General features: G+C 70.5%; 23 protein-coding genes. 9 read left to right on the top strand and 14 right to left on the bottom strand.

The genetic code is table 11. From position 1 onward, the window contains the following. Nucleotides 1-46: 46 nt before the first annotated feature. Nucleotides 47-1438, top strand: coding sequence for an adenylosuccinate lyase (gene purB, locus AVP41_RS13625; protein ID WP_067165395.1), 1392 nt, complete (start codon nt 47-49; stop codon nt 1436-1438). Nucleotides 1439-1455: 17 nt separating this feature from the next. Here the strand turns inward: purB and AVP41_RS13620 are convergent, their stop codons facing one another. Both AVP41_RS13620 and AVP41_RS13615 read right to left on the bottom strand, forming a co-directional pair. Next, complete coding sequence (locus AVP41_RS13620; protein ID WP_067165392.1) at nt 1456-1815, bottom strand: hypothetical protein; 360 nt, start codon at nt 1813-1815, stop codon at nt 1456-1458. Continuing rightward, nucleotides 1812-2462 (bottom strand): acyl-CoA synthetase, encoded by a 651-nt coding sequence (locus AVP41_RS13615; RefSeq protein WP_231902756.1) that lies wholly within the window; start codon nt 2460-2462, stop codon nt 1812-1814. Before AVP41_RS13615 ends, AVP41_RS13620 begins: the two co-directional genes overlap by 4 nt. Nucleotides 2463-2562: 100 nt before the next feature. Here AVP41_RS13615 and AVP41_RS13610 point away from each other — a divergent pair, with 100 nt between their 5' ends. Together AVP41_RS13610 and AVP41_RS13605 are read left to right on the top strand one after the other, a co-directional pair. After that, nucleotides 2563-3702 (top strand): PQQ-dependent sugar dehydrogenase, encoded by a 1140-nt coding sequence (locus AVP41_RS13610; protein ID WP_067165385.1) that lies wholly within the window; start codon nt 2563-2565, stop codon nt 3700-3702. A 55-nt stretch (nt 3703-3757) separates the two neighbouring features. Next, a complete protein-coding gene (locus AVP41_RS13605; protein ID WP_067165382.1) occupies nt 3758-4132 on the top strand; it encodes a bleomycin resistance protein in 375 nt (124 codons plus the stop codon). Here the strand turns inward: AVP41_RS13605 and AVP41_RS16720 are convergent. Both AVP41_RS16720 and AVP41_RS13600 read right to left on the bottom strand, forming a co-directional pair. After that, complete coding sequence (locus AVP41_RS16720; protein WP_157532499.1) at nt 4129-4305, bottom strand: hypothetical protein; 177 nt, start codon at nt 4303-4305, stop codon at nt 4129-4131. The genes AVP41_RS13605 and AVP41_RS16720 overlap by 4 nt on opposite strands. Nucleotides 4306-4389: 84 nt before the next feature. Further along, nucleotides 4390-5055: a GntR family transcriptional regulator gene (locus AVP41_RS13600; RefSeq protein WP_067166014.1), complete on the bottom strand. Its 666-nt coding sequence runs from the start codon at nt 5053-5055 to the stop codon at nt 4390-4392. 150 nt (nt 5056-5205) lie between these two features. On the opposite strand from AVP41_RS13600, the gene AVP41_RS16715 reads away from it, so the two are divergent. The 3 genes from AVP41_RS16715 to AVP41_RS13590 all read left to right on the top strand — a co-directional run bounded on the left by AVP41_RS16715 (nt 5206) and on the right by AVP41_RS13590 (nt 9346). Then, nucleotides 5206-5367: a hypothetical protein gene (locus AVP41_RS16715; RefSeq protein ID WP_157532498.1), complete on the top strand. Its 162-nt coding sequence runs from the start codon at nt 5206-5208 to the stop codon at nt 5365-5367. 94 nt (nt 5368-5461) lie between these two features. After that, nucleotides 5462-8317 (top strand): FAD-binding and (Fe-S)-binding domain-containing protein, encoded by a 2856-nt coding sequence (locus AVP41_RS13595; protein ID WP_067165379.1) that lies wholly within the window; start codon nt 5462-5464, stop codon nt 8315-8317. Nucleotides 8318-8353: 36 nt separating this feature from the next. Beyond that, entirely contained in the window at nt 8354-9346 is a 993-nt protein-coding gene (locus AVP41_RS13590) for a hypothetical protein (protein WP_067165376.1), read from the top strand. Between the two features lie 173 nt (nt 9347-9519). Here AVP41_RS13590 and AVP41_RS13585 read toward each other — a convergent pair whose 3' ends face one another. Together AVP41_RS13585 and AVP41_RS13580 are read right to left on the bottom strand one after the other, a co-directional pair. Next, complete coding sequence (locus AVP41_RS13585; RefSeq protein WP_067165372.1) at nt 9520-10044, bottom strand: GNAT family N-acetyltransferase; 525 nt, start codon at nt 10042-10044, stop codon at nt 9520-9522. A 72-nt stretch (nt 10045-10116) separates the two neighbouring features. After that, the gene (locus tag AVP41_RS13580) at nt 10117-10701 is read right to left on the bottom strand and encodes a TetR/AcrR family transcriptional regulator (RefSeq protein ID WP_157532497.1); all 585 of its coding nucleotides are present in this window, start codon (nt 10699-10701) and stop codon (nt 10117-10119) included. Nucleotides 10702-10770: 69 nt separating this feature from the next. Between AVP41_RS13580 and AVP41_RS13570 the strand changes: the two genes are divergently transcribed. After that, the gene (locus AVP41_RS13570; RefSeq protein ID WP_157532496.1) at nt 10771-12330 is read left to right on the top strand and encodes an MFS transporter; all 1560 of its coding nucleotides are present in this window, start codon (nt 10771-10773) and stop codon (nt 12328-12330) included. 223 nt (nt 12331-12553) lie between these two features. Beyond that, on the top strand, nt 12554-13144 hold the full coding sequence (locus AVP41_RS13565; RefSeq protein ID WP_231902755.1) for a 2'-5' RNA ligase family protein: 591 nt from the start codon (nt 12554-12556) through the stop codon (nt 13142-13144). 88 nt (nt 13145-13232) lie between these two features. On the opposite strand, the gene pdxH is transcribed toward AVP41_RS13565, so the two are convergent. From pdxH to AVP41_RS13525, 8 genes are all read right to left on the bottom strand, one after another. Further along, nucleotides 13233-13916, bottom strand: coding sequence for a pyridoxamine 5'-phosphate oxidase (pdxH, locus tag AVP41_RS13560; RefSeq protein ID WP_231902754.1), 684 nt, complete (start codon nt 13914-13916; stop codon nt 13233-13235). After that, entirely contained in the window at nt 13888-14331 is a 444-nt protein-coding gene (locus AVP41_RS13555; protein WP_067165355.1) for an iron chaperone, read from the bottom strand. The genes pdxH and AVP41_RS13555 overlap by 29 nt, the downstream gene beginning before the upstream one ends. Before the next feature lies 1 nt (nt 14332). Further along, complete coding sequence (locus tag AVP41_RS13550; protein WP_067166007.1) at nt 14333-14758, bottom strand: VOC family protein; 426 nt, start codon at nt 14756-14758, stop codon at nt 14333-14335. Between the two features lie 10 nt (nt 14759-14768). Continuing rightward, entirely contained in the window at nt 14769-15143 is a 375-nt protein-coding gene (locus tag AVP41_RS13545; RefSeq protein WP_082829263.1) for a helix-turn-helix transcriptional regulator, read from the bottom strand. A gap of 119 nt (nt 15144-15262) precedes the next feature. Beyond that, nucleotides 15263-16576 (bottom strand): DUF6716 putative glycosyltransferase, encoded by a 1314-nt coding sequence (locus tag AVP41_RS13540; RefSeq protein WP_067165350.1) that lies wholly within the window; start codon nt 16574-16576, stop codon nt 15263-15265. After that, nucleotides 16573-17445 carry an N-acetylneuraminate synthase family protein gene (locus AVP41_RS13535; RefSeq protein ID WP_067165347.1) on the bottom strand — a complete coding sequence of 291 codons (873 nt, stop codon included), beginning with the start codon at nt 17443-17445 and terminating at the stop codon, nt 16573-16575. The genes AVP41_RS13540 and AVP41_RS13535 overlap by 4 nt, the downstream gene beginning before the upstream one ends. Before the next feature lie 101 nt (nt 17446-17546). Further along, a complete protein-coding gene (locus tag AVP41_RS13530) occupies nt 17547-18719 on the bottom strand; it encodes an acylneuraminate cytidylyltransferase (protein WP_067165344.1) in 1173 nt (390 codons plus the stop codon). 69 nt (nt 18720-18788) lie between these two features. After that, nucleotides 18789-19745, bottom strand: coding sequence for a Gfo/Idh/MocA family protein (locus tag AVP41_RS13525; RefSeq protein WP_067165340.1), 957 nt, complete (start codon nt 19743-19745; stop codon nt 18789-18791). 59 nt (nt 19746-19804) lie between these two features. Here AVP41_RS13525 and AVP41_RS13520 point away from each other — a divergent pair, with 59 nt between their 5' ends. After that, on the top strand, nt 19805-20728 hold the full coding sequence (locus AVP41_RS13520; protein WP_067166004.1) for an NADP-dependent oxidoreductase: 924 nt from the start codon (nt 19805-19807) through the stop codon (nt 20726-20728). Nucleotides 20729-20756: the final 28 nt, after the last annotated feature.

Here is a 20756-nt window from a genome sequence, read left to right as displayed (position 1 = left end):
CACTTCGTCCTGAGCGCCCGTTCTTCATCGATCGGAGCCCCGCGCCTTGTCCTCAGCGACCTCTCTCCCGCCCCAGCCCCTCAGCCCGCTCGACGGCCGCTACCGTGCCGCGGTCGCCGGTCTCGGCGACTTCCTCTCCGAGGCAGGACTCAACCGGGCCCGCGTCGAGGTCGAGGTTGAGTGGATCATCACCCTCACCGATCGGTCGCTCTTCGGTTCCTCGCCGCTGTCGGGTGAGCAGAAAGACGCGCTCCGCGCCGTGTACCGCGACTTCGGAGCGGCGGAGATCGAGGAGCTGGCCACGACGGAGGCGGTCACGCGCCACGACGTGAAGGCGGTCGAGTACCTCGTCCGCCATCGCCTGGCCGGCCTCGGTCTCGAGCGCATCTCCGAGCTGGCGCACTTCGCGTGCACGAGCGAGGACATCAACTCCGCCTCGTACGCCCTCACGGTCAAGCGCGCCGTCGAAGGGGTCTGGCTGCCGAAGCTCCGCGCCGTGATCGACGCCCTGTCGGCGCTCGCCCGCGAGCACCGAGACGCTCCGATGCTCTCCCGCACCCACGGGCAGCCGGCGACGCCGTCGACGATGGGCAAGGAGCTCGGCGTGTTCGCCTGGCGGTTGGAGCGGGTCGCGCGCCAGATCGAGGGCGGCGAGTACCTCGCGAAGTTCTCCGGTGCGACCGGCACCTGGTCGGCGCACCTCGCCGCGGAGCCCGACGTCGATTGGCCCGAGCTGTCGCGCGCGTTCATCGAGGGGCTCGGGATCGACTTCAACGTCCTCACGACCCAGATCGAGTCGCACGACTGGCAGGTGGAGCTCTACGACCGCGTCCGTCATGCCGGCGGCATCCTCCACAACCTCGCGACCGACATCTGGACCTACATCGCGATGGGCTTCTTCGCGCAGATCCCCGTCGCGGGAGCGACCGGGTCGTCGACGATGCCGCACAAGATCAATCCGATCCGGTTCGAGAACGCCGAGGCGAACCTGGAGATCGCGGGCGGGCTGTTCACGACCCTCGCCTCCACGCTCGTCACCTCGCGCATGCAGCGCGACCTCACCGACTCGACGACCCAGCGCAACATCGGTGTGGCCTTCGGCCATTCGCTTCTCGCGCTCGACAACCTGCAGCGCGGGCTCACCGAGATCTCCCTCTCGCGAGATGTGCTCCTGGCCGACCTCGACGCGAACTGGGAGGTGCTCGCCGAGGCGATCCAGACCGTCGTGCGCGCCGAGATCGTGGCCGGACGCTCCCAGATCACCGATCCGTACGCCCTGCTGAAGGACCTCACCCGTGGCCGCCGCGTGGGTGGGCCCGAGCTCGCCGAATTCGTGCGAGGACTCGACATCGGCGACGCAGCGAAGGAACGCCTCCTCGCGCTCACTCCCGCCGGCTACACGGGCCTCGCCGACCGACTGGTGGACGAGCTCGGCTGACCGGCACCCGTCCCGGGTCAGGCGTCGGGAGCGCGCGGCTCGGCCGTCGGGTCCGAGGACGCATCCGGAGACGAGTCCTCGTCGCGCACGAGCACGGGACTGTCGACCTGCTTCGCCAGCTGGGCCGGGTCGACCGCCAAGAGCAGCAGGGCGATCGTCACGAGCGTGACGATGAAGACGATGCCGGCGACGACACCCGAGACGATCCATGCCTTCAGGTGAGGGTGGAGCTCGCCGGCGGGAACCGGCCGCGGGTCTTGGAAGATGCCCATCGACACGAGCGTGATGACGCCACCGAAGACGGCGGCGGCGAAGGCCAGCCCGAGCAGCTGAGCGGGCTTCATGAGGTCACGACGCGTGGGGCGGGGGTCGGTCATGCGGGCTCTCCTGCGGACTCGGCATCGGATGTCGCGGCGCTGACGACGGGGTGTCGGGGCGAGAAGCCGGCGATCCCGAGGAACACGGCGATGATCGCGGCGTACCCGCCGAAGATCCCGACGCCGATCGTGATCCCGGTGAGGACGAAGCTCTGCCCGGCCTCCTTGATGAAGTACTCGAGGCTGTAGGCCGGATTGACCAGGAGCAATCCCACTCCGAGGGCGATCGTGAGCGCCCCCACGAGGATCGCGTCGCGCGCGTAGTCGTCGGTGCCGCGCGAGCGGATCCCGGACACCAGCTCGGTGATCCCCGTCGCGAACGCCCAGACGATCACGACGACGAAGAACAGCGTGGTCGAGCGGAAGGGCGGGAGTCCGCCCGCCATTCCGGCCAGGAGTGTGAGCACGCCCAGGAGCACCGGGACGGCACGCCGGCCGCGGTCGTAGACCTGCCAGGCGGCGACGAACAGCACGAGTGCGGTGGCGATCGCCCAGCCGCTGAAGACCGAGAGCCCGACGGCGGCCGAGTGGTCGCGCGAGAAGGTGATCATCACAGCGGCGATGGCGGCGAAGAAGGCGCGCGCGAGCTGGAGGTGGCGCATCTCGAATGCGCGGACCGGCGGCGCGGTCTCAGGTGCAGCAGGCACGGCAGAACTCATCGGATCGGACGGACGCGGAACTCTCTCAGTCTAGGTCGTCACGCGCAAGACCCCTCCTTTCCGGCGGTCGTCCCGGTACGGTGACGCCATGCGACGCGCCTCGACGACCTTCCTCGCCGCCGGAACGCTCGCCGCGGCGACGGCCCTCTCCGGGTGCGGAGCCACCCCCGACCCGACCCTGTCGTCGGCACCCGCGGCTGCTCCCTCCCCGTCGGCGCCGTCAGCGACGCCGACCCCCACCCCCACCCCGACCCCGCTTCCGCGCGAGCCGGAGACCGTCGTCGACGGGCTGGACGCTCCGTGGTCCATCGCCGTGGTCGGCGAGGGCGCTCTGCTCACCGAGCGCGACAGCGGACGCGTGCTCGAGGTGACCCCGGACGGTGAGCTGCGGGAGGCGGCAGAGATCGACGGCGTGCTGCACGGCGGAGAGGGCGGGCTCCTGGGTCTCGCGGTGGCCGGCGACGCCGTCTTCGTCTACGCCACGACCCACAGCGGCAACCGCGTGGAGCGCTACGACCTCCGCGGCGAGCCGGGTTCCCTTTCGCTCGGCGATCCCGTGACGATCGTGGACGGGCTGCCGTTCGCGCGCACGCACAACGCGGGCCGCATCGCGATCGGGCCCGACGGCAAGCTCTACGTTCCCGTCGGCGACGCCGGCGACCGGCCCGCGGCGCAGAATCCCGAGCGCCGCAACGGCAAGATCCTCCGCCTGGAGCTCGACGGATCGGTGCCCGACGACAACCCCACGCCGGGCTCGCCCGTCTACAGCCTCGGCCACCGCAATGTGCAGGGCCTCGCGTGGGATGCGGACGGACGCCTCTGGGCGAGCGAGTTCGGTCAGAACACGTGGGACGAGCTGAACCTCATTGAACCGGGCGGCAACTACGGCTGGCCCGTCGTCGAGGGGACCGGCGGCGAGGACGACGGCTTCGTGGACCCGGTCGCGCAGTGGCCGACCGATGAGGCCAGCCCCAGCGGGATCGCGATCGTCGGGGACGTCGTGCTGATGGCAAACCTCCGCGGCGAGGTGCTACGGAGCGTCTCGCTTACCGATCCCGAGCGCCAGTCCGAGCATTACGCGGGTGAGCTCGGTCGGCTGCGGGACGTGACGATCGGGCCCGACGGCGCCGTGTGGTTCCTGACCAACAACACGGACGGCCGTGGTGATCCCCGTCGCGGCGACGACCGTCTGCTCCGCGTCGACCCCGCGGCCCTCGGCGCGGACTAGTTCCGCGGTGGAGCAGCCCTGTCCGAACCTGGGGTGCCGTCGTTAGGCTTCCGGGATGACAGATCGCGCAGTGCCGAATCTGCCCTCCCGTGATTTCGATGTGACGCTCGCGTTCTACGGCGGATTCGGATTCGAACTGAGTTGTCGAAGCGAGGAGTGGCTGATGCTGCGTCGCGGAGAGCTACGGCTGGAGTTCTTCGCGTTCCCGGATCTCGTGCCCGAAGACAGCTCCTTCATGTGCAGCGTCCGCGTCGACGATCTCGACGTCCTGTACCGACAGGTCGCTGCGGCCGGGGTGCCCGAGAAGACCGTCGGTCACCCCCGTCTCCATCCGATCCAGCTACAGCCGTGGGGTCGCCGCGCAGGGTTTCTCATCGACCCGGACGGTACTCAGCTGTGCCTGATCGAGAACGTCGCCTCAGGGACTTAGGAGGACTCCCGCCCCGGGAAGAGCAACTCGACCGCGAGTTGCCGCTGATCGCGGGTCAAGGTGAGCCCGTTCATATCGAGGAGGACACTGCCGTTCCTATGGCTGTCGCCGCCGATGATGATGCTCCAGCTCTCGGCCAGATCGGCGTCCGCGAAGCGGAGGTAGGTACCCACCCCCGTCTCCCACGCCTCGACGCACGTCCATGGTTTCGCTCCTCCGTATTGGCGGTATCCGCCCGGGCGCGTGGCGCGGGGGCGCTAGCTCTGGTCGGCGGCGCGACTCTCGACGAGTGCGGCGAGGCGGTCGGACGCGCGGTCCAGATGGTCCTGCACCGCCGTGGCCGCTCCCTGCGCGTCGCCGTCGATGATGCGGCGGAGGATCTCCTCGTGCTCCGAGACGATGTCGGCGGTGGGAAGGAGCGCGGCGCCCTGCACGTGCGACATGCACAGCACGACTTCCGACGCGAGCGCCTCGTAGGCACGGCTCGTGCGCGCGCTCCTGAGGGCGTCGACGAGGGCGCGGTGGAAGCGCATGTCGGGGGCGACGATGCGTTCGGGGTCCGCGTCGGCGAGCGCATGCATCTCCTCGAGCGCGCGGCGCGCGGCATCGGGCACGCGCTTCTGGTCGGCGAGCGTCCGCACGACCTGGCCCTCGATGAGGGCACGCGTGCGGTAGACGTCGCGGACATCATCGGCGTCGAGAGTGACGACACGGGCCGTCTTGTGCGCGTTCCGCACGAGGAGGCGCTCGCCCACGAGACTCTCGATCGCCGCCTTCGCGGTGGTGCGCGCGACGTCGTACGTGGCGGCCACGGTGGCTTCCGTCAGCGGCGCTCCGGGAAGGAGATCGCCGGAGAACATCCGACGACGCAGATCGGCGATCACGGCGTCGACGACCGACACCACCTCGAGTTTGGGGGCCACCGCCACATGGTAACCGGCGCCGCTGGTCGCACTCTCGCTGCTCTTGTCGGCAACGACGTGCCGTCGCTAGGGTGAGCGAACCACGCCCGCCGCGGCGCGCACGCGTCGGCGACGGTCTGCACCGTCGTGGACGGATCCAGGAGGAGCCTCATGAAGAACGCCATCCTCACAGGCGCGAAGGCGGTGTGGCGAGCCGTCGGCGTCGCCCTCTCCGCGCTGAGCGGGTCGACCGGGGTGTCGAACACGGCGGGAGACGACCCCCGCACCGCTGATCCCGCACGACACGCGCGCGACCACCGAACCTCGCCCTAGTCGCATCGCCCTCTGCCGCCTGCCCCGTCCGCCCGAGACCCGGCCAGCCTGACCGTCGTTTGACATGTCAGCCCACTTGTCTGACAATCGTGCCATGGTCGTCGAGGAAGCCACCCGCACAGTCGCTCCGTTCGAGGTGCCGCCCCCCGTCCGCGGGGCCGTGGCGGATCCGTCGCGCGTCACCGCGCGGGCACTGGATCGGGTCGCCGCTGCGTCCGACGCCTCCCACTTCCTCCTCACCCCCTCCGCCGTCGCGACCGCGGCCGACTCCGCCGAGGTCGCCGCGCTCCTGCGCGCCGCCCAGCAGACCCGGATGCCGGTGACCTTCCGCTCGGGCGGCACGAGTCTGTCCGGCCAGGGCTCGGGCACGGGTCTCCTCGTGGGCACGCGCCGCCACTTCCGCGGGATCGAGGTGCTCGACGGCGGGCGACGCGTGCGCGTGGAGCCGGGCGCGACGGTCCGGCAGGTGAACAACCGCCTCCGCCGGCACGGCTACCGCCTCGGCCCCGATCCCGCCAGCGAAGCGGCGTGCACGATCGGGGGCGTGATCGCCAACAACTCCAGCGGCATGGCCTGCGGGATCGAGGAGAACACCTACCGCACACTGGAGTCGCTGCGGTTCGTGCTGGCCACCGGCACCGTCGTCGACACCGCCGATCCCGATGCCGACGCACGACTGCGCAGCGCTGAACCCGATCTCCATCGCACGCTCATGACGCTGCGCGACCGCGTCCGCTCCAACGCGGCGTCGGTCGCGACGATCCGTCGGCAGTTCGCCATGAAGAACACGATGGGCTACGGCATCAACGCGTTCCTCGACTTCGACTCCGCCGTCGAGATCCTCGCCCATCTCCTCATCGGCAGCGAGGGGACGCTCGCCTTCGTGGCATCGGCCGTGTACCGGACGGTACCGGTCGAGCCCGAGGTGACGACGGCCCTCGCGGTCTTCCCGACGCTGGACGACGCGACGCGGCTCCTCCCCGCCCTCGTCTCCACGGGAGCCGCGACGCTGGAGCTGATGGACTCGACGAGCCTGCGCGTGGGCCGCGGGTTCGACGACGCTCCCGCGCAGATCCACGGGTTCGAGCTCCGTGACCACGCCGCGCTCCTGATCGAGTACCACGCCACCACCGCCGACGAGCTGGACGCGCTCTCCCGGGCGGGGGCCGCGACGCTGGCGGCGACGGAGACGACGACGCCGACCGCGTTCTCCGCCGACGCCCTCGCGCGCGCACAGGCGTGGAAGCTCCGCAAGGGCCTGTATGCGACGGTTGCCGGGGCGCGTCCGCCGGGCACCACGGCGCTCTTGGAGGACATCGTCGTGCCCGTTCCGCAGTTGGCGCCCACCTGCGACGGCCTGCAGCAGCTGTTCACGCGGCACGGTTACCGCGACAGCGTGATCTTCGGCCACGCCAAGGACGGCAACATCCACTTCATGCTCACCGACCGCTTCGGCGAGGCGGCGGCGATGGAACGCTTCGCCCAGTTCACCGAGGACATGGTCGATCTCGTCCTGGACGCGGGCGGCAACCTCAAGGCCGAGCACGGCACGGGACGGGTCATGGCTCCCTTCGTCGCACGTCAGTATGGGACGGAGCTGTGGGAGGTCATGCGCGAGCTGAAGAACGCGTGCGATCCGGCCGGCATCCTCAATCCCGGCGTCATCATCACGGAGGACCCCGTCGCGCACCTGCGCGCCTTCAAGCCCGCGGAGCGCATCGAGGAGGAGGCGGACCGCTGTGTGGAGTGCGGATACTGCGAGCCGGTGTGCCCCTCGAAGGACCTCACCCTGACCCCTCGCCAGCGGATCGTGGTGCGGCGCGCGATCGTCCGCGCCGACGCGGACGGCGACCATGCCCTCGCCCGCGAGCTCGAAGGCGACTACGACTACGCGGGCGTGGACACCTGCGCGGTGGACGGCATGTGCGTCACCGCCTGCCCCGTGAAGATCAACACCGGTCAGCTCGTGAAGCGGCTGCGGCGCGAGAACCAGAACCCCGCCCTCGCCGCCGGCTGGACCGCGGCGGCGAGATCGTGGGGCTCCGTGACCCGGATCGGCTCGGTGGCCCTCACGGCGGCCGACAAGGTGCCCGCCCCGGCGGTGACCGCCGTGACGACCGTGGGACGCGCCGTGCTCGGCGCCGACGTGGTGCCCGCCTACTCCGCCGATCTCCCCTCCGGCGGCGCGGCACGCCGGCCACTTCGTGGAGTGCGTGGCGGGGGCGACGAGGCGCCGATCGCCCTGTACCTCCCCGCGTGCGTCAACAGCATGTTCGGAGCCGCGGGTGCGGGCGAGGGGCAGGGCATCGGTGTCACCGCGACCGTCGTCGCGCTGTGCGAGCGAGCGGGCGTGCGCGTCGTCGTCCCCGACGACGTGGAGTCGCTCTGCTGCTCGACGCCCTGGACCTCGAAGGGCTACAGCGGCGGCGTGGAGCGGATGACGCGTCGGGTCGCCGAGTCCGTGCGGGCCACCGACCCGACGGCGACGCTACGCATCATCAGTGATGCCGCCAGCTGCACCGAGGGGTTCGTCCACCTCTTCGAGCGGGCCGGCGTGGCGGTGGTCGTGGAGGATGCGGTCACCTTCGTGGCGAGAGAGGTGCTCCCCCGGCTCGGCGAGGTCACTCCCGTGGTCGACACACTCGCCCTGCACCCCACGTGCTCCTCCACCCAGCTCGGCATCAACGCCGACATCGACGCCGTCGCGCGGGCGGTTGCATCCCGCCCGGTCACCCCTGACGCCTGGGGATGCTGCGCGTTCGCGGGCGACCGGGGCATGCTCCACCCCGAGCTCACCGCGTCCGCGACGGCGGCCGAGGCGGCCGAGGTGAAGGCGCTCGGGGCCGAGGCGCACGCCTCCTGCAACCGCACCTGTGAGATCGGCATGACGCGGGCGACCGGGAGCGACTACCGTCACATCCTGGAACTGCTGGAGGAGGCGACCCGCTAGACGGGCTCGAACCCGGACACGACGGAGCGTCGCGACATGACGGAGAATCTCGCTGTACTGCTGGCCGCAGCGGACGATGAGATCGATGCGTTTGCCGCCTTCGCGACGGCGGCAGACGACGCTGTCCTCCTCTCACCGAGTGGCGAGCGGTGGTTTCGAGAGGATCCGCGCTCGACCTCATCGGCTGCGGGCTCCTATGCCGCCGAATGGGCGATGAACGCGTTCTTCCGCGAGCCGGGAGTCGCCTTCCTGTACGGACGCGTCGACGGAGGACAGGTCGCTTTCCGCGTCGAGAGCGATTCGGAGCGCGGCGGCTGTCGCGTCGAGCACGTGGACCCCGCCATCGTCCCGGAGCTTGCCGACGGGTTCACGAGTGGGTCGCCCTGGGCTCGCGCGCTCGATGAGCTCGCTCCCCTGGGGTTCGCCCCTCGATACGCGCCCATCACCCTCGCACAGCTGGCGGACTTCTGTGTGGACAGCAGCCACACCGGAGCGGTCCGCCGCACCGCCCGGGTTGCTCGAGCGCGGTCCGGCTTCCCTTTTCACGAGTTCGAGGCACTGACGGCGGGCTACACCCTCGCCGCAGCCGACGCCAGTGACGCCATCCGCGCACTGCGCGCGGAACTGGAGACGTGCCATCTCGTCCTCGCCGAACGCTGGGGCCGGCTCGTCACCATCGACATGGCGGACGAGACCGCCTTCGTGCCCGACCCCAGCCCGACCGGCGGGATGACCTTCTCCCCCGACGCCCACGTCCTCGGCGACTGGCTGGAGCTCAGCGTCAGCGAGGTCGCGCAGGGGCGGGGAAACCTCGTCGTCCTCGGCAAGCGCTTCGCGGAGGACAACGCGCTCTTCGCCGATCCCGACGACCCATCGGTGCTGCATTCGGCCCGCCCCGTGCGAGACAACCCGTGGGTGCTGTGGCTCGTCGACGTCGGCGCGGTCCAGCGCTTCGAACTGCTGCTAGTTTCGGGTCGGCCGCGAAACAACCAGCCGGAGCGATCCGTCGAAGCGAGGCAGGGCGCGTAGGTGTCCGTAGCGGGCGTCCCAGACGCCGGAGTCCAGATCGGCCGTGCGCGCACCATCGAGGGCGGCGTTGATCGCGGCGTCGATGCGTGGGTCTGGCCGACGGTATGTCGCGTACCCGACCCCGATGGTTCCGTAGTCGACGTCTCCCGCGCTGCCGTCCACGCGCCTATCGGTCATCGCCCATCCTTACCGTGAGGACGAAGCATGACCACACTGTCGTAGGTCTTGCCAGGCCAGTGGATCGAATCGACCTCCACGAATCCCCACGAGCGGTAGAGCTGCACGAGATGCGTCGCCGGGTGCGCCGTGTCGACTCCGATCGACAACGCCCCCTGACCCGCTGCCCACTCTCGTCCTCGACGCCAGAGGTCGGCGGCGATCCCGCGGCCACGGAGCGAAGGCGCCACGGCGACCTGGTTCACCCACGCCCGATGCTCCTCGCGCGCGACAGCCGTCAATTCCTGCAGTCCAGCGGAAGGGGGAAGCGACATCGTGAGCGAGCCCACGATGCGCCCTTCGAGCTCAACCACCCAGCATCGGCCGCCGAGCGCACGGTCACGAGTCGTCGCCACGTCTTGGTCGACGGCCGTGTAGTTCAGGCCCGCAGCGCCCAGTTCGGCGTAGGCAGCATGCAGGAGCTCTGTCAGTGGAGCGGCGTCAGCTTCCTCGAACAATCGCACGGAGAGAGTCGATCCCATGCCTCTATTCAAGCCACGTGTTCCGCCGGTTCTTCGTCATCGCTGTGGATTTCCCTCACAGCGAGACCACCCTCAGCGCGAACGCACGAGGGCGAGCACCGTCGTGGTCAGCTCCTCCGCCGCGACGGCGGGCGTGAACCGCCCTTCGCGCACGCCGGCGGCGGCGCCGTGCAACACCGCGAAGAAGCACTCCGTCAGCCAGGGAATCGGCTGCGCGGTGGCGAACGCCCCCTGTTCGACTCCGTCCTCGATGATCGACGCGACGCGAGCCAAGATCCCGTCGTGGAGCTCGCGAACCGTACGCGCGCCCAGCTCCGACTCCGCCGCGGCGATGAGCGCGTTGGCCTCGGCCATGATCTCCCACGACGACGAGATCAGGGTCGCGAGGATCTGCGGCGGCGCCTGATCCCTGTCCAACGCATCCAAGGCCGCGTCGGCCTGCTGCACGTGATGGCGGAAGACCTCGGAGACCAGGGCCGACCGGGTCGGGAAATGGCCGTAAAGCGTCACCCGCTCAATCCCCGCGGCGGCGGCGATCTGCGCCATGCTCGCCCGCGAGTCGGCCATGAGTCGATCGACGGCGGCCGAGCGGATCGCCTCCCGGTTGCGCTGCGCGTCGGAGCGCACCGCGCGCTGTCGCCCTTCGTTCCTCGCCACCCTCTAAACCTAACACGCGTGTATGTTTTACTTGTTACTCATACAGCACTGTCAAAGTTAGGACACGCGATGGAAGACACGACAGCTCGCCCCACGGATCGAGATCCGGGCCACGGCCAGCGGGATCGGCACGCTCACGATCACCACGGCCACGCTCACGATCAGCACGGCCACGCCCACGACCACCACGCTCACAACCACCACGGGCACGGTCAGCAGGGCCACGACCACCACGGGCACGGTCACCACGACGGAGCCGGGACGAGTGCGGGCTGGTTCGCCCTCGCGCTGCTGTGCATCGCGCAGTTCATGCTGGTGCTCGACGTCACCGTGGTGAACCTCGCCCTTCCCGAGATCGCGGTCGGGCTGGGCGCTTCCGCGTCGGCGGTGACCTGGGCGGTCACGGCGTACGTCATTCCGTTCGGCGGCTTGTTGCTGCTCGGCGGCAAGCTCAGCGACGCGTTCGGCGCCCGGCGTCTCTTCCTGATCGGGTTGGCCACCTTCACGGCGGCCTCGGTGCTGGCGGGGCTTGCTCCCTCGCTCCCCGTGCTGATCGCGGCGCGCGTTCTGCAGGGCGTCGGTGCCGCGATGCTGTCGCCGGCCGCATTGGCCAGCGCGATGACGCTGTTCACCGGACGGCGCCGCTATCGGGCGCTGGCCGTGTGGGGCGGGCTCGCCGGCGCCGGCTCCGCGGCCGGCGTGCTGCTCGGCGGCCTGCTGGCCTCCGGCCCCGGGTGGCGGTGGATCTTCCTCATCAACCTGCCGGTGGGCGCGCTCGTCGCCGTCCTCGTCCCGTTCGTCGTGCGCGCCGACGACCGGGCGCGGCGCTCACGCACCCTCGATGTCGCTGGCGCTGTGCTGATCACGGGCGCCGTGGCCGCCCTGGTCGCGGGCATCACCTGGCTGACCGCCGACGGGATGACGTGGATCGGCGTCGTCGCGATCGCGAGCGCCGCGATCCTGGGCGTGGCGTTCTGGGGCCACGAGCGTCGACACGCGGTGCCGCTGATTCCGCTCGCCGTGCTCGCGCGGCGACAGGTGCAAGCGGGGGTGTGGGCGATGCTGTCCGCCACCGCCCTCATGATCGGCATGTTCTACCTCCTGTCGTTCCTCCTCCAGGCGATCCACGGATGGGAGGCGGTCGCCGCCGGGGTCGCGTTCCTCCCCATCGCACTCGGAACTGTGGTGGGCGCTCAGATCGGAGGCCGCCTGATTCCGCGGGTGGGCGGCCGCATCGTGGGTATCGTCAGCTTCCTCCTCGTCGGAGCGGGAGCCGGGGCGACCGCGGCCTTCGTCGAGCAGCCGATCCTCCTGGTCACCGCGGCGGCCGTCGCGTCGGTGGGCATCGGGGCGGCCTTCGTCTCGGCGACGACGGCGGCGTTCACCGGCGTGGGCCACCACGAGACGGGAGTGGTGTCAGGAATCGTCAACACCGCCCATGAGCTCGGCGGTGCACTCGGTATCGCCGTCCTCGCCTCGGTGGCAGCCCTCGGTGCGACGGGCGAGACCACCGGGTACCTGTGGGCGTTCCTCGTCGCGGCCGCGGTCGCCGTTCTCGGTGCCGTGAGCGGGGCGGCCCTCATGCCCCGCGGCATCCCCTCCCCGGATGCGCCCGCGTTCGTGCACTGATCCCCACCGCCGGGGCTGGCCGTGGCGCCGATACCTGACCGGCGCCACGGACCAGGTCGGCGACCCCCGCCTCGCACTGGTCCACCCACCCCTTTCGCAACACGCTCGAGAGACGGAGATCATCACCGTGGGACATAACCAGGGAGGTCTTCTTGTCACAGCCAAGACACGAGGTGAGTGGGTCCGGTAGCGTCGACTCACTTCGAAGATCGAAGGAGGCCAGATGACCACTCCCTACATGACGGATCCAGCGCAGTTGGCGTCGCTCCAGGGCCAGCAGTATGTCGTCCTGCGACCACGCGAGTCTGTGGCCGCCTTCTACGAGAGCGAGCAGACCGAGATCTTGGCGCGGCTGCCAGCGGGCACGCCCCACCCGAACACGGGACACGTGACGCTCCGCGGCTTCTTCGAGCCCGAGCGCGTGCACTCGCTCCGAGAGGTGATCGCCTCGTGGGCGGGTTCGCAAGCGCCCGTCGAGTTATGCGTAGACGCGGTGGACGGGTTTCCGCCGCCGTTTCAGGTGCTGATCGCCCGACTCGAGCGAACGAGCTCGTTGGTCGACGCCTACTCGAGCTTGACGGAGGTGCTCGATGCGACCGACTTCCGCCGCATCGGCGAGCTTCCGCTCGACGACTGGGTGTTTCACCTGTCGCTTGCCTACGCGCGGTCCCTCGACGAGCGGAGATGGACCGAGCATCTGGAGGCGACGAGACATGCGGTGCCGTCCCGTCCGCACGAGCGCGTCTCCTCCGTCGACGTCGTCTGGTACGACAGCGACGGTGAGCACATAGACCGCTTGCCGTTCCGGTCATGACGAAGGCATGGGAGATGAGCTGGCTGCCCCTACGCGGGCGCTGCAGAGTCACCTCGCCTGTTCCCGCGCCACCTCGCGCGATACGTACCTAGGGCTGGAGCCTCTCGACACGCCACGGGTCGGTGACGGCGGGGCGCGAGAAGACGAGGCGGTCGTGGAGCCGTGAGGTGCGCCCCTGCCAGAACTCCACCCGGGTCGGGGCCACCCGATACCCGCCCCAGCGCTCCGGTCGCGGAACGGGAATCTCTGCGGGGTAGCGTTCGGCCTCCGCACGCACCCGGGCCTCGAGAGCGTCGCGGCCATCGACGGGCTGTGATTGCCGGCTCGCCGTGGCGGCGATGCGCGACCCGTGCGGTCGGCTGTCCCAGTACGCGTCCGACTCGGCGTCGTCCACCAGGTCCACGACGCCCGTGACGATCACCTGCCGGTGCAGCGCGTACCAAGGGAACAGCAGCGTCGCGACGGGATGAGCCGAGAGCGCCCGCCCCTTCCGCGACGACCGGTCGGTGTAGAACACGAAGCCGCGCTCGTCGACCCCGCGGCAGAGGACCGTGCGGCTCTGCGGCACACCGTCGGCACCGATCGTCCCCAGCACCATGGCGTTCGGCTCGTACACACCCCGCCGGGCCGCCTCGTCCAGCCACCGCGCGAACTGCTCGTGCGGGGTGGGGGCGAGATCACCCTCCTCCAGTCGCTCGCCGCCGTAGTCGGTGTGGCGCGTCAGCGCTTCCTCCCCCGCCACCTCAGGCGACGGCCTTCGCGATGAGCGCACGCAACTGCTTCTCCGCCGCGGGCGTCATCTCCAGGAGCGCGAACGACACGGCCCACATCTCGCCGTCGTCGATCGCCGCGTCCTCGGCGAAGTTGACGGTGCCGTACCGCGTGCCGAACTTCGAGGCCGGCTGATAGAAGACGATGTTCTTGCCATCTTTGGCATAGGTCGGGAATCCGTACCAGGTCTTCGGGTCGAGGCCGGGGGCCTCCTCGCTGACCATGACGTGCAGTCGCTCGGCGATCTGGCGGTCGGTGCCCTCGAGCGCCTCGATCGCGGCGAGGCACGCCTCCAGCTCCTTGGCCTTCTTGGCCGCTCCCTTGACGTTCTTCATCGCTTTCAGCTCGGCGGCGCGCTGCTGCATCGCCTCGCGCTCGCTGTCGCTGAATCCACTCTTGGTGTCGCGCTCGGTCATGTCAGTTCTCCTCGGTCGTGCGGCTCTGCTGCAGGCGGATCAGGTTGCCCGCGGGATCGCGGAAGGCGGCGTCGCGGACCCCGTAGTCCTGTGCGATGGGTTCCTGAACGATCTCGGCCCCGGCCGCCTCGATCCGGGCGAACGCGTCGTCGAGGTCGTCGGTGGCGAGGTTGATGCCGAACGTGCTGCCCTTCGCGATGAGCGCGAGGAGCAGGTCACGCTCCTCCGGCGACACGTCGTACCCGACGGCGGGCGGATGCAGCACGATCGCCGTGTCGGGCTGGCCGGGAGGGCCCACGGTGATCCAGCGCATGTCTTCGTAGCCGACATCGAGACGCACCTCGAAGCCGAGCACGTCTCGGTAGAAGGCGAGCGAGGCCTCCGCGTCGGTGTGCGGCAGGTAGCTCGAGTGGATCGTGATCTGCATGCCGCCCACGCTACGACGACGACGCCGGCCGCGCTTCTCGATTCCTGACCGGTTTGGTCACCTGCCGGACGATGCACGGGATCATCCCCGGACGCACCTCGGCACCGCGCTCGCGGTAGACGCTCGGGGGCACACCCACGAGTTCCGTGAACCGGGTGCTGAAGGTGCCGAGCGACTGGTAGCCCACGGCGAAGCACACCTCCGTCACCGAGAGGTCCCCACGGCGGAGGAGCGTCATCGCACGTTCGATCCGCCGGGTCATCAGGTACGAGTACGGCGACTCCCCGTAGGCGGCGAGGAACTGGCGACTGAGATGACCCGCCGACATGTGGGCGCCCCGCGCGAGCGACTCGACGTCGAGCGGCGAGGCGAACTCCCGGTCCATCCGGTCCCGCACGCGACGCAATCGCGTGAGCGTGTCGAGATCTGGGGAGGCCACGGGCCGATCATGCCATGCACAGCCTGCCGGCCGCGCGGCACCCGGGCCGCGACGACCGGGGGGACTCAGCCGTCGACGCCGACCGGTCGACGCCGCAGCAGGGGCTCCTGCCGCAGAGCCGGGGTGACGGTGATGTCCGTCGTCTGGTCGGTCCACGACAGGGCTCCGCGGTTTCCGCGCAGGCGCCGGCGAGCGAGGATCATCGCCCGGAGCGGCATGCCGACCGCGAGCGCCGCGTAGCCGGACAGCGTGCGGTCTTCCCGACCCAGCACCGACTTGCGGTCCCACGCCAGCCGCAACGCGCCTCCCGCCCGTACCGGTTGTCGACGCGCCGGAAGGAGCCCCTGCTGCCGCTGGCCCACCAGCCGCTCGACGTCGTCCCACCACGTGGACTCGCCCGGGTCGTGGAAGTAGTTCTGAATCAGCCAGTTCGGCGAGGGGTGCCGGAACGAACGCGCGATCACGGCACCGGCGTTGCCGAACAGTCCCGATCCGCGGAACACGGTGTTGAGATTCTCCTTGCTCACGCCGAACGTATCCAGCGCGATCACCGGGATCCCCGCCGCGATGGCCTCGATCGCCGCCGTGGAGCTGACCGTCACGAGGCCCTCCGCCGTCGCGAGGGCCTCGCGCATCGGCGCGTAGGAGAAGACGAGGTTCGGCGGGCGGTGACGCAGCAGTTTCTCGTAGCTCTCCCGCTCGTAGTGGGTCTCGTTCTCTCCCGCGCGGGAGCGGAGCTTGACCACGACGCGCCGGTCGGGCTCGGCGACTGCCGCGTGGCGCAGCATGTCGGCGACCACCATCCGGTCCTCCGTCGTCAAGGGCACGAGCGCCTGCGCGGCGAACACGAGGTCGGTGCCACCGGCGACCGGAGGGCGGGGCTGTGCGAACGGCAGGCTCGCGAGACCGAAGGGCACGTCGGCGTCGAGGCGGCGAGCGAGGTCGCGGAACGCGCGCTCCTCCCGATGCGAGTGCACGACGAACAGGTCGACCTCGCGCCGGTAGGTGACGGCGGCGCGCTGCGCGGGGATCGAGATCCCCGGCAGGCCCGCCACGACGACGGGGCGCGGATGCACGCGGTCGATCTCGTGCATGACGAGCCGCGCGAAGGGACCGCGGCCCGCGATCACGACGACGTCGGGACGCTCCCGCGTGAGCCACCCGGCGAGGGCGGCGTGCGTGAGGCGCGTGACGTCGTGCGCGGCGAACCGGGTGCCGGCCATCGCGGAACGCTCCTGCGCGGCGCTGACGGTGAGCGGTGTGCGCAGGAGCACGATGCTGCCGTCGGCGTTCGGAACGGAGTCGAGGAGGGACGCCGCCCACTTGACGAAGGAGTCGGCGTCGGCGACCGCGACGACCCGCAGGCGGCGCTCGCTCATGCCGGGACGCGGCGCAGCTTGGCCATGGGCGCCAGTTCGCCCGGGAACACACGCTTGACGCCGTCGCCGAGGGCTTCCTCGATGACCCGGATGTCGCGCACGAGGTGCTCGAGCCCGGCCGGCTCCAGCGAGGCGGAGTGATCCGATCCCCACATCGTGCGGTCGAGCGTGATGTGGCGCTCGACCGCCACCGCTCCCAGCGCGACGGCCGCCAGCGAGATCTGCAGACCCCGCTCGTGGCCCGAGTAGCCGACGGGAACCCCCGCGTAGCGCTCCCGGAGGGCCGGGATCACCCGCAGGTTGGCCTCCTCGGCCTCCATCGGATACGTGGATGTCGCGTGGAGGAGGATGAGGTTGTCGGTGCCGAGGATCTGCACGGCGCGGTCGATCTGCTCCAGCGTCGACATCCCCGTCGACAGGATGATCGGCTTGCCGGTGGCACGCAGCGCCTCCAGCATCTCGCCGTCGGTGAGCGAGGCCGACGCCACCTTGTGCGCGACGACGCCGAGGTCTTCGAGGAAGTGCACCGACGGCACATCCCACGGGGAGGCGAACCAGTCCAGGCCCGACATGGTGGCGTAGTCGCCGATCTCCACGTACTGCTCACGGTTGAACTCGACGCGGTAGCGGTACTCGAGGTAGCTCATCGTGCCCCAGGGCGTGTCGCGCGGCACGTCGCGCATGTGCGCCGGCGTCGCGATCTCGGGCGTGCGCTTCTGGAACTTCACCGCATCCGCGCCCGCTCGACGGGCGACGTCGATGAGCTGCTTGGCGATCTCGACGTCGCCGTTGTGGTTGAGGCCGATCTCGGCAATGACATAGGTGGGGTGGCCTGCACCGATGGTGCGCGATCCGATCGTGACGGTCATCTCGGTTCCTCTCGTGACGTCGTTCGGAAAGTGTCGGCCCGCAAAGTGAACGATTGGCCACGTCGAGTTGACGCGCAGGCTCCGATCCGGTGTCGATTCGGTCAGGACCGCGCGCGCAGCACGCGCTCGGCCAGTTCCCGCACCGCGCCCTGCCCGCCGCCGCGCTGCAAGACGGCGCGCGCCGCGCTGCGCACCTCCGGCCGCGCGTCGGCGACGGCGACCGGCCAGCCCACGAGTGCCATGGCAGGGAGGTCGTTCACGTCGTTGCCGAGATACGCGATCCGGGAGAGCGGGACGCCGCGCTCGCGCGCCCACGCCGTGATCGCCGCGGCCTTGTCGTCGACCGCCTGGAGCACCTCCACGTGGAGCTTCTCGGCACGAGCGCGGACCACGGGATGGGTCTCGGTGGAGAGGATGAGGACGGGGACGCCGGCGCGGCGGAGACGGGCGACGCCCATGCCGTCGGATCGGCTGACCCGCACGTGCTCTCCGCCGTCGCCGTCGATCAGCGCCGTGTCGTCGGTGTGGACGCCGTCGAAGTCGGTCACCACGGCATCCACGTCGATCGCGGTCGGCGCAGGATCGAGGTGAGCGGCGAGGGCGCGCGCGATCCCCAACTGGTGCGGATCGTCGATCTCCACTGCCGTCCGCTCGGGCACCTGCACGATGCCCACGCGTCCGAAGAAGCGGTGCCGCGCCGCGCGGAACCCGGCGGCGTCGAACGCGTAGAACGCCCCCGTCTCGAAGTAGTGCGGCTCCCGATCCTGACGGCGCGGGCGGAGCGATGCGTCGTGATTGAGGGCCGCCGCCGCGCCGTCCCCGGTACGTCGCCACAGGAAGCCATAGGTCTCGTAGGCCGAGAACACGGCATCGAATCCCTCGTCGACCACGAGCCCGACCGCCTCGTCGATGCCCGCGGGGTCGATGAAGGGAGAGGTGGCCTGGAGGAAGACCACGGTGCCGGTGGTGATGCCCCGATCGTCGAGGGCGTCGAGGGTGTGCAGGAGCGCACTCTCGGAGGTGGCCGTGGCACCGGCGATCTCTGCGGGCCGCTCGACGATGTCCGCGCCCGCGTCCGCAGCCACCCGCGCGATCTCGGCGTCATCCGTCGTGACCACGACCCGGTCGACGCGCATCGCCGCGCGCGCCGCCGCCACCGCGCGCGCGATCAGCGGCACGCCTCCCACGGGAAGCACGTTCTTTCTCGGCACCCCCGTGGATCCGCCGCGGGCGGGGATGATGGCGACGACAGTGGGAGCATTGACGTTCGGCACGGAACTCCTTCGGGCGTTCCGGCGATCCTGGGCGACGCCGATGACGCGCGGGCGAACGGCGGGTGAACGTCAGGCGCCGAGGGGCGCGCGCAAGGACTCCACGATCCGGAGCACCGCGAGCGATCGCGCCTGGTCCGCGGCGGCCGAGTCCGCGCCCGAGACCAGCTGCGCGAACCGCTCCACCTCGTAGCGCATGTTGTTGTCCGCCGCGTCGATGGCGAACTCCTCCGGCTCCCCACCGAGCGGGGTGAGCACCAGCTGGCGAGGATCGGTGATGCGATCGATCGTGAGCGTGCCGAGCTCTCCCTGGATCTCGCTCGGACGGGCCGACGCCGTGACCTTGGAGAAGCCGATGTCGACGACGAGGTCGGGGTAGGTGAGGAGCGCAGCACCGGCGCCGTCGGCTCCCGTCGCGATGCGGCTCAGCGCACCCGTCACCCGCGACGGCTCACCGAAGAGAGACACGGCGGCGCTCAGAGGATAGACCCCGAGATCGAACAGGGCGCCCCCGGCGAGGGCCGGGTCGAAGATGTTGGGGGTCTCGCCCCGGAGCACGAGGTCGTACCGCGCTGAGCGCTGGTTGAGCGCGAACGATGCCCGCCGGAGCGTCCCGAGACGAGGGAGGAGCTCCCGCACGCGCGCCAGTCCCGGGTCGTAGACGTTGCGCATCCCCTCGAAGAGAACGACGCCCCGAGCGTCGGCCCGCTCGATCAGCGCGGCCAACTCCGCCGCCGTCGGCGTCGCCGGCTTCTCGACGAAGACATGCAGCCCCGCCTCGATCGCCTCGCGAGCCTGAGCGGCGTGGAGTCCGTTCGGCGATCCGATGTACACGGCGTCGACCTCGCCCGCGAGCGCCGCGATGGGGCCGGCGGAACTCGACGGCGCCCCGATGCGCTCGGCGAAGGCCCGGCCGCGTTCGGCCTCCCGCGACGACACGACGCCGATCCGTGCCCCCTCGGCCCCTGCGACCGCGTCCGCGAACCGCTCGGTGATGACGCTGGTTCCGATCGTGGCGAAGGTGATCACGCCCCCACGATAGCGACGGCAGGGGAATGCCGTCCGCCCAGGCACCGTTGCGCTTCAGCATGAAAGCACTCGTCTATCGCGACTTCGGCGGAGCGGACCGCTTCGAGCTCACCGAGCTTCCCGAGCCCCACGTCGGACCCGACACCCTCGTGGTCCGCGTCGTCGCCGCCAGCCTCAACCCCGTGGACTACAAGATCCGGGAGGGATACCTCCGCGGCCTGATCGATACGACCCTTCCCGCGGTGCCCGGATGGGATGTCGCCGGAGTGGTCGAGAAGACGGGGCTCGACACCCCGGAGTTCGCCGTCGGCGACGAAGTGCTCGCCTATGCGCGCGCCGACGTCGTGCAGCACGGCTCGCTCGCGGAGTTCATGCCCGTTCCCGTGCGCACCGCAGCGCCCAAGCCCGCCGGCATCAGCTTCGCGCAGGCGGCCTCCCTCCCCCTCGCCGGCCTCACCGCGTGGCAGGCGATCGAGCGGTCGGGCCTGAACGAAGGCGCGACGGTGCTGATCCACGGCGCCGCCGGCGGGGTCGGCTCGTTCGGCGTTCAGCTCGCCGCACTGCGGGGCGCTCGCGTCGTGGGCACCGCTTCCACCCGCAACCACGACTATCTGCGCTCGCTCGGCGCCGAACCGGTGGAGTACGGCGACGGCCTCGTCGCGCAGGCCCGCGCCGTGGCTCCCGACGGCTTCGACGTGATCATCGACTTCGCCGGCGGCAGCTCGCTCGACAGCACCTCGGAGTTGCTGCGCGATGGCGGCACCGTCGTGTCGATCGCGGACCCCCGCGCGCGGAGCGAGTTCGGCGGACACTACGTCTGGGTGCGTCCCGACGCCGCGCAGCTGGGCCACTTGGCACGGCTCGTCGCCGACGGCACGTTGCGCACCGAGATCGCCGCGACCTACTCCTTGGACGACGCGGTCGCCGCGTACCGCGAGCTCGAAGAGGGCCACGCACGCGGCAAGATCGTCGTCACGGTCTGAGCCTGCCGCAGACCCTTCCGGCAGCGCC

Origin of the sequence: Microbacterium sp. TNHR37B, from assembly GCF_001620065.1 — a bacterium.
Taxonomy (GTDB): Bacteria; Actinomycetota; Actinomycetes; order Actinomycetales; family Microbacteriaceae; genus Microbacterium.
The sequence above is the reverse complement of the archived record's forward strand: the minus strand, read 5'-3'. Positions and strand labels throughout refer to the sequence as shown.